This window comes from Polymorphospora rubra, assembly GCF_018324255.1.
Taxonomy (GTDB): domain Bacteria; phylum Actinomycetota; class Actinomycetes; order Mycobacteriales; family Micromonosporaceae; genus Polymorphospora; species Polymorphospora rubra.
Genome location: NZ_AP023359.1, coordinates 4,107,526 through 4,122,553, shown reverse-complemented (window position 1 = coordinate 4,122,553; position 15,028 = coordinate 4,107,526). Strand labels below are relative to the sequence as shown.

Sequence of the window (15,028 nt, the reverse complement as noted above, 5' to 3'; positions counted from 1 at the left end):
CCGCGACGCTGCGCGACATCACGGTGGTCGCCGACACCGGCGAGGTGTACGTCGGCGACGGCGCCTGGCTGGCCTGCCTGTGGGCGCTCGCCGACTACCGGGCGCTGGCCGACCGGCTCGCCCGGCCGGATCTGCTGCCGGTCGCCCGGCGCATCGTGAAGACCGCGTCGGCGCTGCGGGAACGCTACCGGGAGCCGTACTACGGTGGTGACGATGAGCGAAGCGAGTGTGCCGACGACCGCTGCGGCTGAGCCGGCGACCGCCAAGGGCGAACAGACCCGCCGGCTCATCCTCGACACCGCGATGCGACTGTTCCGCGAGCGCGGCTACACGCAGACGACGATGCGCGCGATCGCCAAGGAGGCCGGGGTCGCGGTCGGCAACGCCTACTACTACTTCGGCTCCAAGGAACACCTGATCCAGGAGTTCTACGCCGGTACGCAGGCCGAGCACCGGGCGGCGACGGCGGCGGTGCTGCGCGCCGAGCCCGACTTCGCGGCCCGGCTGCGCGGCGTGCTGCACGCCGGCATCGACGTGAACACGCCCTACCACGCGTTCGCGGCGACGTTCTTCAAGACGGCGGCCGAGCCGACCTCCCCGCTGAGCCCGTTCTCGACCGAGTCGTCGGGGGCGCGGGAGGCGTCGATCGCGCTGTTCCGCGAGGTGGTCGAGGGGTCGACGGCCAAGGTGGACCCGGAACTGCGCGCCGACCTGCCGGAGTTGCTGTGGCTGGCGTACATGGGGGTGGTCCTGTACTGGGTGCACGACCGGTCGCCGGAGCAGGCCAAGACCCGCCGGCTGATCGACGGGGCCACCCCGTTGATCGACCGGCTGGTCGGGCTGTCCCGGCTGCGGGTGCTGCGCCCGGTGACCCGCGAGGTCATGCAGCTGATCCGGAGCCTGCGCCAGTAGTCACGGGACGAGGACGACCTTGCCGCGGGTCAGACCGGCCTCGGCGGCACGGTGCACGGCGGCCAGGTCGGCCAGCGGGCGGGACGCGGCGACGTCGACCCGGACCGCGCCGGCGTCGACGAGCTTCACCAACTCCGCGAGCTGGGCCGGGTCGTTGCGGGCGACGAATTGGCTCGCCGTCACCGGGACGCCGGCGGGCACCTCGACCGCGACGGTGATGCTGACCAGTACGCCGCCCGGCCGGACCAGCGGCAGCAGGGCCGCCACCCGTTCCGGGCTGGTCGCGACCAGGTTGAGTACGGTGTCGACCGGCCCGGGGAGCGCGTCGTCGAGCGGCGTGGTGGTGTAGTCGACGACCCGGTCGGCGCCGAGTCGACGTACGGCGTCGGCGCTGCGGGGGCTGGCGGTGGCGACGACCCGGGCTCCGGCGTACCGGGCGAGTTGGACGGCGAACCCGCCGACACCGCCGCCCGCGCCGTTGACGAGCACCCACTGCCCGGGCGTGACGCGGGCGTGTTCGAACACCGCCTGCCACGCGGTGAGACCGGCGACCGGGATGGCCGCGGCGTCGCTGAGCGGGACGGCGGTGGGCGCCCGGACGAGGCGGTCGGCCGCGGCCGTCACGTACTCGGCCGCGGCTCCGCCGCTGTCGACCCGGCCGACGACCCGGTCACCCACGGCGAAGGTGGACCCGCCGTCGCCGACCGCGACGACCGTACCGGCGACGTCCCAGCCGAGCGTGTACGGCAGGTCCAGCGGGAAGACGGAACTGAGCAGGCCGGACCGCAGTCCGATCTCGGACGGGTTGAACGAGGTCCCCGCGACGCGGATCAGCACCTCGCCGTGGCCCGGCACCGGGCGGGGAACGATGTCCTGGCGGATGACCGACACGTCGCCGTACCCGTGGATTCGCATGGCTCGCATATCCGTCAACCTATGGACGACCGCGGGGGCCGGACCATGCGTACGACTCCTCGGTCCATACCCGATCGTCTCGCGACGGATACTGGCCGGGATGGACGTGCTCAGCGACGTACTCGCGGTGCTGCGGACCGGCCGGCCACGGGCCGCGCTGCTGGCCTGGCCCGCACCGTGGGCGCAGCGGTTCGCCGCCGTACCCGGTTCGGCCGGCTTCCAGGTGGTCCTGGCGGGACCGTGCTGGCTGATCCGGCCGGACACCGACCCGGTGCCGCTGGCCGTCGGTGACGTGGTGTTCCGTCCGCACGGGCCGGGGCACGTGCTGGCCGACAGCCCGTCGACCCCGGTCACCGGACCGGACTGCGATCCGGGCTCCGTCGGGCGCTACACCGCCGTCGACCCGCCCGCCGGCAACGTACCGGCCACCGTCACGCTCTGCGGCGCCTACGAGCTCGCACCGGCCCGCATCCATCCCCTGCTGCACGACCTGCCCGAACTCGTGCACCTTCCGGCGCACCTCGACCGGTATCCCGTGCTGCGGGCGACCGTGGAACTGCTCACCACCGAGCTGCGGCAGCCCCGGCCCGGTACCGACGCCATCGTTCCCGCCCTGCTCGACACCCTGCTGCTCCACATTCTGCGGCCGTGGTTGGCGGAAGGGTCGACGCCCGGCCCCGCCTCCGGCTGGCCGGCGGCTCTGGCCGACCGGGCGGTCGGCGCCGCGCTGCGGGCGATGCACCGGGATCCGGCCCGCCCCTGGACGGTCGCGGCCCTGGCCGCCGAGGCGGGGCTGTCCCGGGCGGCGTTCGCCCGCCGCTTCACGACGCTCGTCGGCCAGCCGCCGCTGGGCTACCTGACGTGGTGGCGGATGACCCTCGCGGCCCGCCGGCTCCGCGGGTCCGACGCGCCGCTGAGTTCGATCGCGGCCCGGGTCGGCTACGCCTCGGAGTTCGCGTTCGCCAATGCGTTCAAGCGCCGGTTCGGCGTCGCCCCCGGCAGATACCGACACTCCGAGCAATCACACGCCGACGAGTCCCCGCCGGCGTAGGCGCAGCTCCGAGCCGAGTCGGCCGAACGGCCAGATCGGACGAGCCACCCTTGGCGCCCGGAGGGCTCGCCACCTACCCCCCAGAGGTAGGCAAAGGGCTCGTTTCAGCCGCCACCGCCCGGGTACCCCGCCGGGTGCCGTGGGCACCGGCCCGGCAGTCACCAACAAGGGATGGTCCTGATGTCGTATGCCAGCTCGATCCTCGGAAACCACCCCGCGGAATTCGGCGGAATCGACCGGGCGCTGCTCAACGAGGCCGTCGACGCCTGCGTCGCCTGCGCCCAGGCCTGCACCGCGTGCGCCGACGCCTGCCTCAGTGAGGAGCAGGTCGCGGCCCTGGCCATCTGTATCCGGATCAACCTCGACTGCGCCGACCTGTGCGAGACGACCAGCCGGATCCTGTCCCGGCACACCGGATACGACCGCAACGTGACCCGGGCCGTGCTCGTCGCCTGCGTCGCCGCCTGCCGCAGCTGCGCCGACGAGTGCGAGCAGCACGCGGCCATGCACGAACACTGCCGGGTCTGCGCCGAAGCCTGCCGCCGCTGCGAGCGGGCCTGCCAGGAACTGTTGGCCGCGCTCACCTGACCGCGCAGACACGGATGCCGCCGCCCGTTCCGGGCGGCGGCATCCGTGTGGCTCGGTGTCAGCCCTTGCCGGTCGTACGCACCAACGTCCGGATCTGGCGCAGCAGCACCGACAGCGCCGCGAGATCGGCCCGCGACTCGTCGAACTCGCCCATCGCCTTGTAGGCCCGGGTGATCGAGGTGGCGTTCCCGGCCTCCCACTCCACCACCCGCTCCAGCGCCTCGTCGGCCGACGAGGTCGAGTTGAGCACCTCGACGGTCAGCGCGGCGAGCGCGGCGTACAGGTCGTAGCGCAGCGCCATCCGGGCCAGCGTCTGCCACCGGTCCTCGCGCGGCAGCAGGGAGATCTTCGACAGCAGCGAGTCGACCCGGAACCGCTCGGAGAGCGCGAAGTAGACACCGGCCACCTCGTCGACGTCCCGGCCGGTCTCGGCCGCCGTCTCGACCACGTCGAGCAGCCCGAAGCTGTACATGATCCGGGTCGCCCGCTCGGCCAACTCGCGGGGCAGCCCACGGCCGACGTTGACCGCGACGTGTCCCTGCAGCGCCTCCCGCTCGGTGCCGGCGAACAGCTCGTCCAACCTGACGAGCAGCCGGGACACCCCGGCCCGCAGCAGTTCGACCTCGGCCGGCACGTCGAGCGGCGAGCGGCGGTTGGTCACCAGCCACCGCACCGCCCGGTCGAGCAGCCGGCGGGCCTCCAGGTGCACCGAGGTCTGCGCCTCGGTCGGCACCCGGTTGTCCAGCTTCTCGACCGCCGACCACAGCTCGTCGAGGGCGAAGACGTCGCGGACCACGACGTACGCCCGGATCACGTCGGCCGCCGAGGCGCCGGTCTCCTCGACCGCCCGGAAGACGAACGAGATACCGCCCCGGTTGATGACCTCGTTGACCAACGCCGTCGAGACGATCTCGCGGCGCAGCCGGTGGCCGGGCATCCGATGGGCGAACCGGGTCCGCAGCGGCGTCGGGAAGTAGTCCGTCAGCACCTTCGCCGTCCACGGCTCGTCGACGATCGCGTCGGCGAGGATCTCCCGCTCCAGCACGATCTTGACGTACGCCATCAGGACGGCGAACTCCGGCGAGGTCAGCCCGGTGTCGGCCCGGGCGGCGAGTTCCTCGTCGGAGGGCAGCGCCTCCAGCGCCCGGTCGAGGTGACCGGCGCGTTCCAGGTCGGTGAGCATCCGCCGGTGCACCGGCAGCAGCGACTGGGCACCGGCCCGGGCACTGCCCAACGCCCGGGCCTGCTCGTAGTTGTCGCGCAGCACCAGCTCGGCGACCTCGTCGGTCATCTCCGCCAGCAGCTCGTCGCGCTGCGGGCGGGTCAGCTCGCCGTCGGTGATCGCGCCACCCAGCAGGATCTTGATGTTGACCTCGTGGTCGGAGCAGTCGACGCCCGCCGAGTTGTCGATGAAGTCGGTGTAGATGCGGCCACCGGCCCCGCCCGGTGCGGTGGCGTTCCCGCCCCGGCCACCGGCTATCGCGAACTCGATCCGGCCGAGCTGGGTGAATCCCAGGTTGCCGCCCTCGCCGACGACCCGGGCCCGCAGTTGGCGCCCGTTGACCCGGATCGCGTCGTTGGACTTGTCGCCCACCTCGCCGTTGGTCTCGGTCGCCGCCTTCACGTACGTGCCGATACCGCCGTTCCACAGCAGGTCGACCGGTGCCCGCAGGATCGCCTTCATCAGGTCCTGCGGCGACATCGAGGTGACCTCGGCGTCGAGGTCCAGCACCGCGCGGACCTGCGGCGAGATCGGCACCGCCTTGGCCGTACGGGCGAAGATCCCGCCGCCCTCGGAGATCAACTGCGGGTCGTAGTCGGTCCACGACGACCGCGGCAGGTCGAACAGCCGGCGGCGCTCGGCGTACGAGCGGGCCGCGTCCGGATCCGGGTCGAAAAAGATGTGCCGGTGGTCGAACGCGGCCACCAGCCGGATGTGCTCCGAGAGGAGCATCCCGTTGCCGAACACGTCACCGGACATGTCACCGACGCCGACGACCGTGAAGTCCTCGGACTGGGTGTCCAGCCCCATGTCACGGAAGTGCCGCTTGACCGACTCCCACGCGCCCCGCGCGGTGATCCCCATCTTCTTGTGGTCGTAGCCCGCCGAACCACCGGACGCGAACGCGTCACCCATCCAGAACCGGTGGGCCGTGGAGATCTCGTTCGCGATGTCGGAGAACGTCGCGGTGCCCTTGTCGGCCGCCACCACCAGGTAGGGGTCGTCGCCGTCGTGCCGCACCACGTCGACCGGCGGAACGATCTCGCCGCTGACGATGTTGTCGGTGACGTCGAGCAGCGCCGAGATGAACAGCTTGTAGCAGGCCACCGCCTCGTCGCGGTCACCCGGCAGCTGCTTGAGCACGAAGCCGCCCTTGGCACCGACCGGCACGATCACGGCGTTCTTCACCATCTGCGCCTTGACCAGGCCGAGCACCTCGGTACGGAAGTCCTCGCGCCGGTCGGACCAGCGCAGGCCGCCCCGGGCCACCGCACCGAACCGCAGGTGTACGCCCTCCAGCCGGGGCGAGTAGACGAAGATCTCGTACTTCGGCCGGGGCGCCGGCAGGTCCGGGATCGCCTGCGGGTCGAGCTTGAACGCCACGTACGACTTGGGGCGCCCGTCGTCGCCGCGCTGGTAGAAGCTGGTCCGCAGGGTGGCCTGGATCAGCGTCAGGTAGGAGCGCAGGATGCGGTCCTGGTCGAGGCTGGCCACGTCATCGAGCTGCTGGCCGACGGCGGTCAGCAACTCCTTGCTCTCCAGGGTGCGTTCCTCGGCCGACAGTCCCCGGCGCGGGTCGAACCGGATCTCGAAGAGCCTGACCAGCAGCGCCGCGATCGCCGGGTAGGCGATGAACGTCGCCTCCATGTACTCCTGGGAGAAGATCGTGCCGGCCTGCCGCAGATACTTCGCGTACGCCCGCAGCACCACCACCTGCCGCCAGGTCAGTCCGGCCCGCAGCACCAGCTCGTTGAAGCCGTCGACCTCGGCCTCGCCGCGCCAGGTCGCCGAGAACGCGTTCTCCACGTGCGGGCGTACCCCGGTCAGCTCCCGCGCGTCCGGCGGCAGCTCCAGGCCGAAGTCGTACAGGAAGATCCGCCCGTCGGAGCGGGTGATCTCGTACGGGCGCTCGTCGACGACGCTGACGCCGAGCGAGTGCAGCACCGGCAGTACGGCCGACAGCACCATCGGCTCGCCGTACCGGTAGACCTTGAACCGCACCGTACGGTCACCCGGCTCGATCGGTTCGCCGGCCGGTTTCCGCTTGCGGAACATGTGCATCTCGAGCTGGCCGGGCTCCTCCAGCAGCTCGAGTTTTGCCAGGTCCTTCAACGCCTCGTACGGCGTCTGGTCGTCGCGGTAACCGTCGGGGAAGGCGTCGGCGTACCGGGCGTGCAGCACCTTGGCCTGCTCGTCGCCGAGCTTGCGCTCCAGCACCAGCCGGAAGTCGTCGCCCCACAGCCGGGTCGCGTCGGCGAGGTGCTCGGCGAGCGCGTCCGCGTCGAACCGGCCCGGCGGGTCGGCCGGATCGGTACGCACGATGAAGTGCACCCGGGCGAGCACCGACTCGGTGACCCGGGTGGTGTAGTCGACCCCGATCCCGTTCAGCTCGTCGAGCAGGATCTCCTGCATCCGCAGCCGGTTCTGGGTGGTGAACCGGTCCCGGGGCAGATAGATGAGGCACGAGATGAACCGGCCGTACCCGTCGCGGCGCAGGAACAGCCGCAACTGCCGGCGGCCCGCCATCCGCAGTACGCCGATCACGGCGTGGTAGAGGTCGTCGGTCTTGATCTGGAAGAGTTCGTCGCGCGGGTAGGTCTCCAGGATCTGCATCAGATCCTTGCCGGAGTGGCTGCGCGGGCTGAGCCCGGAGCGCTCCATCACCTCGGCGACCTTACGACGGACCACCGGCAGGTCACGGACGCTGGCCCGGTAGGCGGCGCTGGAGAACAACCCCAGGAACCGCTTCTCGCCGACCACCGCGCCGGTCTCGTCGAACGTCTTGAACCCGATGTAGTCCAGATAGGCCGACCGGTGCACGGTCGCCCGCGAGTTGGCCTTGGTGATGATCAACAGGCGCTTCTCCAGCACCTTGTCGGCCGCCTCGGGGGTCATCGACGCCAGCGGGCGGGGGGCGTGCTGGCCGGTGCCGGCGGGCTGCCCCACCGGGTCCTGGCGCAGGATGCCCAGCCCGGTGCCGGGCACCGCCTCCAGCGTCCGGTTCTCTCCCGCCGGGGTGTCCGCGTCGCCGGCCAGCCGGTATTCGCGGTAGCCGAGGAACGTGAAGTGCTCGTGCGCCATCCAGCGCAGCAGCTCGATCGAGTCGGTGATGTCCTTCTCCGGCACCGGCAGCCGCACGTCCGGCACGCTGACCGCGACCAGTTCGTCGGCCAGCGCGAGGGCGCGTTCCCGCATCGCCGGCCAGTCCTCGACCGCCTCGCGCACATCGGTGAGCACCCGCGTCAGGTCGGTCCGCAGCCGCTCCCGCTCCTCCGGGTCACGAACCGGGTCGATCTCCAGCCGCATCCAGCTCTCGACCTGGTCACCGTCGATCGCGTCGTCGGGCTCCACGTCGGCGGCGACCTCGGTCAGCCGGCCACCGACCTCCCGCCGTACGACCACCAGCGGGTGCACCAGCAGGTGCAGGTCCAGCTGGCGGGTGGTCAGCAGCGCGGTCACCGAACTCACCAGGAACGGCATGTCGTCGGTGACGATCTGGATCACGGTGTGATGCTGGTCTCCGACCGGCTGGCCGATCCGCAGCTTCAGCTCGCCCGGCAGCCGCTGCTCGGCCAGCTCCCGGTGCGCCAGGGCGGCCTCGACCATCTCCTCGGGCGAACAGTCGACCAGTTCCTCGTCGGCGGCGAAGCGCCAGAACCGGTCGGTCAGGGTGGCCGCGTCGTGGTCCCGCCCCGCGAGCGCGACCGCCTGGGCGACCAGCCGCTCGGCGCTGGGAACCTGCTCGTCGAGGTCGACGTCCTCGATGTCGTCCGCGGTCGGATTGATCGGTAGACCCTCTTCGTAGAGGGTGTCCAGGCTCACCCCGATGTCCGCCTCGACCATTGAAGTGTGGAACTCGTCGATCCGGCTGTCGTCCTGCCGGAGGGCGGGTTCCGGTCTGATCACCGGCCGCCGGTCCATCCGTGCACTCCCCTCGGCCCACTGCGCTGTGGGTCACTCCGCCCCAGCCTAGGCCCTGCCGTCCGGATCGCCGTCCGGTGGATGGTGTGCCCATGGTCTGGAATCCGACCTGGCACCGGCGAGTAGTACCCATCGGCCCGGCGTCATCACCTCGGACGCCGGCCGTCGTCCGTCCGCGCCGGTCAGGGCCGGATGCCGGGACACCGCGTGGCGACCGGCCGTACTACGGTCAGGGGTCGGCAGCGGTCGGAGGGGGACTGACGTGCGGGTGTCGGACGGTATGCGGGCGTCGGGCGGTATGCGGGCATCGGGCGGGACGGGGGCGTCGGTCGGACGGAACCGGACCGGACGGCGGATCGTCGCGACCGTGACCGGCCTGATCGTGGCCACCGGCCTGCTCGCCGCGTGCGGCAGCGACGACGGCCCGGACAACGCCGTCGACGCGCTGCTCACCGGCTGGCCGACCGGCGACCTCGCCGCCGTCGGATTCGTCGACCCGGCCGGCCGCAAGATTCCGGCCGCCGACGTCGCCGCGCAGATCAAGCACCTCAGCGGCGACCTCGCCGCCACCCCGCCCACGCTGAAGCGCACCGGCCGGGCCGAGGTCACCGACGACGTCGCGATCGCGACCGTCAACGTCGACTGGGCACTGCCCGGCGGCACCCGGTGGTCCTACCCCACCCAGGTGCGGCTCACCCACGGCAGCGACGACGCATGGCAGGTGATCTGGGAACCGAAGGTCGTGCAGAAGCAGCTCACCGACGGCGACCAGTTGAGCGTCAGCCGGCTGCCCGCCCCGCGCGGCGCGATCCTCGACGGTGCCGGGCAGCCGGTGTTCGCCGCCCGGCCGGTGGTCACCGTCGGCGTGCAGCCCAGCGAGGTCGACAACGCGGCGGCGCTGGTCAGGGAACTGGACGCCGCCTTCAAGGCGATCCGGCCGGCGATCCCCGCGATCGACCTCGGCGGGCTGCCGGACCGGCTCGCCCAGGCCAAACCCGACGCGTTCGTCGAGGTCGTCACGCTGCGCCGGGAGGCGTACGACCAGATCCGGAGCCGGATCCGCGACCTGCCCGGCACCAAGTTCGAGGAGTCGACCCGCGACCTCGCGCCCACCCGTGACTTCGCCCGTGCCCTGCTCGGCACCGTCGACCCGGTGACCAAAGAGGACATGGAACGCGAACCCGAGGCGTACGCCCTCGGCGACCAGGTCGGCCACGGCGGCTTGCAGGGCCGCTACGAGGCACGGCTGCGCGGCACCGTCGGAACCAACGTGACCATCGTGCGGAAGGGGCCGGACGGCGTCGTCACCACGACCGGCACCGAGGTCTTCCGGGGCGAGCCCAAGCCCGGCGAGCCGATCCGGACCACGATCGACGTACGCACCCAGAACGCCGCCGACGCCGCACTGGCCGGCGAGTCCCGCCGGGCCGCCCTGGTCGCCGTACGGATCAGCGACGGCGCGGTCCTCGCCGCCGCGAACGGCCCCGGTGGCGGCCAGGAAAACCTGGCCTTCACCGCCCAGGTGCCACCCGGCTCCGGTTTCAAGATGGTCAGCGCGCTCGGCCTGCTCGACGCCGGCGCGGTCACCCTCGACAAGGTGGTGGCCTGCCCACGCAACACCACCGTCGACGGCCGTACCTTCAAGAACTCCGACAACTTCGAACTGGGCCCGGTCCCGTTCCGGGTCGACTTCGCCCGCTCGTGCAACACCGCGTTCGCCGACCTGGCCCCGCAACTGGGCCCGGACGGGCTGGCCGCCGCCGGCCGCACCCTCGGCCTCGAAGGCACCTGGGACCTCGGCATCGACGCGTTCAGCGGCAAGGTGTCGACCGGCGGCTCGGGGGCCGAACGGGCCGCGGCCGCGTTCGGGCAGGGCACCACCCTGGTCAGCCCGCTGGCGATGGCGTCGGCGACCGCGGCGGTCGTCCGCGGCCAGTGGCAGCAACCGACCCTGTTGCTCGACCCGGCCCCGGCCGCGCCGGCACAGCCCGGGCCGCAACTCAAACCGACCTCAGTCGAGCCGCTGCGCACGATGATGCGCGAGGTGGTCACCGACGGTACGGCCGGCGCGCTGCGGAACGTGCCCGGCGGTCCGGTGCACGGCAAGACCGGCACCGCGGAGTACGACGACAACCCGGCCAACACCCACGCCTGGTTCATCGGCTGGCAGGGCAACGTGGCGTTCGCGGTGTTCGTGGAGAAGGGCGGCTCGAGTTCGGCCAGCGCGGTCCCGCTGACCGAACGCTTCCTGCGCGGCCTGGCCGGCTCCTGACCGTCCCACCGCTGCCCCGCGCCACCGCGCATCGCACCGCCACCGCGTACCGCCACCCAACCGCGTACCGCCGCGGTGCCGCGGTGCCGTGGTGCCGCGGTGCCGCGGTGCCGCGGTGCCACCGCGTGGCCGGCTGCCACGTCGTGCCTCCGGGTGCCATGTCGTGCCGGTGAGGGGCGCCAGCGTCGCGCTGGCGTCGCGCTGGCGTCGCGCTGGCGTCGCGCTGGCGTCGCGCTGGCGTCGCGCTGGCGTCGCGCTGGCGTGGCGCTGGCGTGGCCACCCCACGCCCGGCCGTCACGTCGCCTTGGGCGCCACGTCGTGCCCGCGAGGGCGCCACCTCGCCCGACACGGCACCTTCACCCGCCAGGTCGCTCGGGCCACCGCCATCATCCGCCACGCCACCTCGAGCCACCTGCACGCGCACGTCGCCCCGAGCCGCCCGCACCCGCACATCGCCCCGAGCCACCTGCACCTGCACCTGCACCTGCACCTGCACCTGCACCTGCACCTGCACATCGTCCCGAGCCACCCGCACCCGCACATCGCCTTGGCGGCGCCATGACCATCTGTTCGTGCCCAGCACGCCGGCCGTCCACGCCGACCGACCGTCCTGCGGCCTGCGTCTGGTCACCGCCTACGGTCGCTCCCGCCGTCGATCTGAGCGTGAGCGACCTTATCCGCGCTCTGTAAGGTCCCTGACGCTCAGATCGACAAACCCATCGTGTGGCGGCCCGGTTCCGCTGGTCCGACAAACGCCGCATCTTTCCCAGATCGCTCAGCCTGGCTCCGAAGACGGGGCCGCCGGGCGAGATCGCGTTGGCGAGATGAGCGCCAGCGGGGTTGTTCGAGCGAGATAACCCCTCTGCTGTTCAGCTCGTGTCGTCGGATGCCGACCACGGCCACTAAGCGGCTCCGCCACTCGGGATATTTATCCTACTTCAGAGCGATTGCCCATTTTCATATCCCGGGCATTGATCGGCGGTGCCCCAGGGGATGCCGCACCTCATGATTGTCTGCGGTTCAGGCAGCGGTTGGCCGGCGTGTCGGCGGTCGGAACGACAGACGATCACCGCGCGGGCATGTCAGGTGAGGCGCGGGCAAGTCAAGTGAGGTACGCAGGCATGTCAGGTGAGATCGGCGGCATCGGCGCTCTGATCCGCGGCGGGCTGCCGCTGCCCGGGCGCCACGCTGGGACGGCCGATCACGACATCGACGGCCGAGACACGCCTTAGCCGGCCGGGACCGGCTGAAGCCGGCGGACCGACCGGTTCCCGATCCTCCGGAGGCACCCGCTCCGGCACCACCTGCTCCGACGCGGAGGAGGCCACCGAAACCCCCTGATCCGCTGCCCCACCGACCGGCTCTCTCGACTCTGGCGCCAGCATCGGCCGGCCCGACGCGTCCTGCTCAGGGGCATCCACCGCCCGCCGGCCGACCTGATCCGGGGTGGAGACGATTACCTGGTCCAGCGGGTGGACGACGTTCTGGGCCGGGGTCCGCCAGACGGTGTCGCGAGCGGCGGCACCGGCAGCGGCCACCTGCTCGGCCAGCCCGATCACCGAGTCCACCCGTTGCCGGGGGCCAACGGCCGGGCCAGGGCCATCCGGGGGCGGGATCGCCGCGGCCGGGGCACCCGACGGCGGGACCGTCACCGGCGACGCATCATCGCCCGGGCCACCCCGCCCGAGGCAGCCACCACCGGGACGTCCGCTACCGAGGCCGGCCTGGCCGAGGCAGCCACCGCTGCCGGGGCCACCGCCGGGTCACCCCCCACCGGGGCCACCGCCGGGTCACCCGCCACCGGGTCACCCGCCACCGGAGCACCCGCCACCGGAGCACCCGCCACCGGGTCACCCCCCACCGGAGCACCCGCCACCGGGTCATCCGCCACCGGAGCACCCACGACCGGAGCACCCACCGCCGGGCCACCCACGACCGACACGTCAACGACCGGGTCGCCCGGGGTCGGTTGCGTCGAGTTCGCGGCCGCTGGGCCCGGGTTCTCCGGGCCCAGCGCTGTCGAGCCCTCGGGTGCCTCCTCCGGGGCCACCGGGCCCGCCCCCTGCGGCATTGCGACGCTCGGCCGCACCGCCCGATCGTCCGCCGCCGGCGCTCCCCCGCGTACGCCGGGCGGGTCTTCGACCGGGTCGCGCCCGGGCGCCCGGGCCGGTGCGCCGATCCAGACCGGGCCGGCCGGTTCCGGGGCGGGTTCGGGGCGGTGCACCGGGGACAGTCCGGCGACGAGCGTGGCGACGATCTCGGCGGCGTACGAACCGTCCGGGTCGTAGTCGGGGTCGAAGACGGTGATCTCGATGCCGAGGCAGTGCGGCGTGTCGACCAGGCCGGCGATCAGCAGCTCCAGCTCGGTGAACGCGATGCCGCCCGGGTCGGGGGCGTCCACGGCGGGCATCACCGCGGGGTCGAGTACGTCCACGTCGACGTGCACCCAGTAGCCGGCGCAGTCGGCGAGCTGGTCGTGGGCCCACTGGGCGGTCCGGGCCGCGCCCTCGGTCCGCAGCATCGGCACCGTCCGGGTGACGATCCCGGCGGCCTGCAGGTCGAGCCGGTATTCGTCCTGGGTACGGATGCCCAGCACGACGACGTCGATGTCCCGGAAGTAGGGGCGCCGTCCCTCGATGGCGGCCAGGTCGGCCTGGCCCCGGCCGGTGACCAGGGCGAGGTCCTCGCCGGCGGCGGCACCGACGTACGAGGCGTTGCCGGGGTGCCGGAAGTCGGAGTGCCCGTCGACGAAGACCAGCCCGATCCGGCCGCCGACCGCCTCGCCGAGGCGGTGCATGGCGAGGGCCGAGCCGAGCAGGATCGAGCAGTCACCGCCGAGGATGACCGGGAACTCGCCGGCGTCGATGATCGCGCCGATCCGTTCGGCGAGCGCCATCGAATAGCGGGCGATGGCGGGTGCGTGGCAGACCCCGTCGCCGGGGCGCCAGTCGGCGGGGTCGTACCGGGGTGGGGTGAGGCAGCCGGTGTCACGGGCGTCGAGCCGTTCGACGAGGCCGTGGTCACGCAGCGCGCCGGGGGCCTTGGCGCAGCCGGGCACCGAGGTGGCGGTCGGTGGGCGCAGGCCGAGATTGGACGGGGCGTCGAGGATCGCGATCCGGCGATTCATGGGCTCCCGTCCTGGTCGGCGGTCTCCGCGGGGGTGCGCAGACCGGTTGGCCGCCGGCTGGGTGCGGGGAGCGCCGTGGCGGCTCCCCGCGCCCGCGCCGGGTCAGAACAACGCGTTGGCGAGCGCCCGGCGGGCGCTTCCCACGGCCGGGTCGTCCGGGCCGGCCACGGTGAACAGCGACAGCAGGTGCTTGCGGATCGTCTCCCGGTCGTCGCCGGCGGTGCGCCGGACGAGGTCGACCAGCCGGGTGTAGGCCAGGTCGGCCTGGCCGCTGAGCACCTCGACGTCGGCCGCGAGCAGTTGCGCGGCGACGTCGTCGGGGCTGGCCTGGGCGTCGGCGAGGACCTGGGCCGGGTTGACGCCGGCGACCCGGCGGGCCAGCGACACGTGCGCGAGCCCGGCCTCGGCCGAGGCGTCCGCCGGCGACTCGGCGAGGATCTTCCGGTACGCCTGCTCGGCGGCGTCGAGGTCGCCGGTGATCAGTGCCTCGTCCGCTTCGGTGAGGCGCGGGTCCTCGGTCTCCTCCACGGTGACCCCGCCGGCCTGGAGGACGGCGCCGATCCACTGACGGATCTGCGACTCCGGCTGCAATCCGGCGAATCCCGGTGCCATCTGGCCGCCGATGACGGCGTAGACGGTCGGGATGCTCTGGACCCGGAACATCTGGGCGAGTCGCTGGTTGGCGTCGACGTCGATCTTGGCGAGCACCCAGCTGCCGCCGCCCTCGGCGGCCAGCCGTTCGAGCAGCGGCGACAGCTGCTTGCAGGGCTGGCACCACTCGGCCCAGAAGTCGAGCACGACCGGGGTGGTCATGGAGCGTTCGAGTACCTCGGTCTGGAACGTGGCCTCGGTGACATCGATCACGGCAACCGCACCGGGTGCGGCGCCGCCGGGGACGGGTTGGCCCCCGGCGGGTGTGGTGGCCGCGGGCCGGGCCGGGGCGGGTGCGGCGCTGCGCAGCGCGCCGAGGTCTACCGCGCCGCGGGTGAAGATCGACGGGGTCGTCCGTGGGTCGCTCAT

The 15,028-nt window shown here is 72.6% G+C and carries 11 protein-coding genes; 6 read left to right on the top strand and 5 right to left on the bottom strand.

Features of this window, described 5'->3' with window-relative positions:
- Window positions 1–23 precede the first annotated feature (23 nt).
- On the top strand, window positions 24–251 hold the full coding sequence (locus Prubr_RS36920; protein WP_246568814.1) for a hypothetical protein: 228 nt from the start codon (window positions 24–26) through the stop codon (window positions 249–251).
- A complete protein-coding gene (locus Prubr_RS18745; protein ID WP_212827181.1) occupies window positions 214–912 on the top strand; it encodes a TetR/AcrR family transcriptional regulator in 699 nt (232 codons plus the stop codon). Before Prubr_RS36920 ends, Prubr_RS18745 begins: the two co-directional genes overlap by 38 nt.
- Here Prubr_RS18745 and Prubr_RS18740 read toward each other — a convergent pair whose 3' ends face one another.
- On the bottom strand, window positions 913–1,836 hold the full coding sequence (locus Prubr_RS18740; RefSeq protein ID WP_212827179.1) for an NADP-dependent oxidoreductase: 924 nt from the start codon (window positions 1,834–1,836) through the stop codon (window positions 913–915).
- A 91-nt stretch (window positions 1,837–1,927) separates the two neighbouring features.
- On the opposite strand from Prubr_RS18740, the gene Prubr_RS18735 reads away from it, so the two are divergent.
- A complete protein-coding gene (locus Prubr_RS18735; RefSeq protein WP_212827177.1) occupies window positions 1,928–2,878 on the top strand; it encodes an AraC family transcriptional regulator in 951 nt (316 codons plus the stop codon).
- A 180-nt stretch (window positions 2,879–3,058) separates the two neighbouring features.
- Window positions 3,059–3,466, top strand: coding sequence for a four-helix bundle copper-binding protein (locus Prubr_RS18730; protein WP_212827175.1), 408 nt, complete (start codon window positions 3,059–3,061; stop codon window positions 3,464–3,466).
- A gap of 58 nt (window positions 3,467–3,524) precedes the next feature.
- Here the strand turns inward: Prubr_RS18730 and Prubr_RS18725 are convergent, their stop codons facing one another.
- Window positions 3,525–8,609, bottom strand: a complete 5,085-nt coding sequence (locus tag Prubr_RS18725) for an NAD-glutamate dehydrogenase (protein WP_212827173.1) — start codon at window positions 8,607–8,609, stop codon at window positions 3,525–3,527.
- A gap of 298 nt (window positions 8,610–8,907) precedes the next feature.
- Here Prubr_RS18725 and Prubr_RS18720 point away from each other — a divergent pair, with 298 nt between their 5' ends.
- Together Prubr_RS18720 and Prubr_RS18715 are read left to right on the top strand one after the other, a co-directional pair.
- Window positions 8,908–10,881 carry a penicillin-binding transpeptidase domain-containing protein gene (locus Prubr_RS18720; protein WP_212828222.1) on the top strand — a complete coding sequence of 658 codons (1,974 nt, stop codon included), beginning with the start codon at window positions 8,908–8,910 and terminating at the stop codon, window positions 10,879–10,881.
- A 163-nt stretch (window positions 10,882–11,044) separates the two neighbouring features.
- The gene (locus Prubr_RS18715) at window positions 11,045–11,443 is read left to right on the top strand and encodes a hypothetical protein (protein WP_212827171.1); all 399 of its coding nucleotides are present in this window, start codon (window positions 11,045–11,047) and stop codon (window positions 11,441–11,443) included.
- A gap of 562 nt (window positions 11,444–12,005) precedes the next feature.
- Here the strand turns inward: Prubr_RS18715 and Prubr_RS18710 are convergent.
- From Prubr_RS18710 to Prubr_RS18700, 3 genes are all read right to left on the bottom strand, one after another.
- Window positions 12,006–12,440 carry a hypothetical protein gene (locus Prubr_RS18710; protein WP_212827169.1) on the bottom strand — a complete coding sequence of 145 codons (435 nt, stop codon included), beginning with the start codon at window positions 12,438–12,440 and terminating at the stop codon, window positions 12,006–12,008.
- Between the two features lie 89 nt (window positions 12,441–12,529).
- A complete protein-coding gene (locus Prubr_RS37705) occupies window positions 12,530–14,008 on the bottom strand; it encodes an arginase family protein (RefSeq protein ID WP_281425933.1) in 1,479 nt (492 codons plus the stop codon).
- Window positions 14,009–14,110: 102 nt separating this feature from the next.
- Window positions 14,111–15,028 (bottom strand): tetratricopeptide repeat protein, encoded by a 918-nt coding sequence (locus tag Prubr_RS18700; RefSeq protein WP_212827167.1) that lies wholly within the window; start codon window positions 15,026–15,028, stop codon window positions 14,111–14,113.

What these genes read in the sequence shown, in the direction of transcription:
- Prubr_RS18745 (WP_212827181.1), top strand. Translation starts at nt 214, where the DNA reads ATGAGCGAAGCGAGTGTGCCGACGACCGCTGCGGCTGAGCCGGCGACC.
- Prubr_RS18735 (WP_212827177.1), top strand. Translation starts at nt 1,928, where the DNA reads ATGGACGTGCTCAGCGACGTACTCGCGGTGCTGCGGACCGGCCGGCCA.
- Prubr_RS37705 (WP_281425933.1), bottom strand. Translation starts at nt 14,008, where the DNA reads ATGAATCGCCGGATCGCGATCCTCGACGCCCCGTCCAATCTCGGCCTG.
- Prubr_RS18730 (WP_212827175.1), top strand. Translation starts at nt 3,059, where the DNA reads ATGTCGTATGCCAGCTCGATCCTCGGAAACCACCCCGCGGAATTCGGC.
- Prubr_RS18700 (WP_212827167.1), bottom strand. Translation starts at nt 15,028, where the DNA reads ATGAGCGACCCACGGACGACCCCGTCGATCTTCACCCGCGGCGCGGTA.
- Prubr_RS18725 (WP_212827173.1), bottom strand. Translation starts at nt 8,609, where the DNA reads ATGGACCGGCGGCCGGTGATCAGACCGGAACCCGCCCTCCGGCAGGAC.
- Prubr_RS18720 (WP_212828222.1), top strand. Translation starts at nt 8,908, where the DNA reads ATGCGGGCATCGGGCGGGACGGGGGCGTCGGTCGGACGGAACCGGACC.
- Prubr_RS18740 (WP_212827179.1), bottom strand. Translation starts at nt 1,836, where the DNA reads ATGCGAGCCATGCGAATCCACGGGTACGGCGACGTGTCGGTCATCCGC.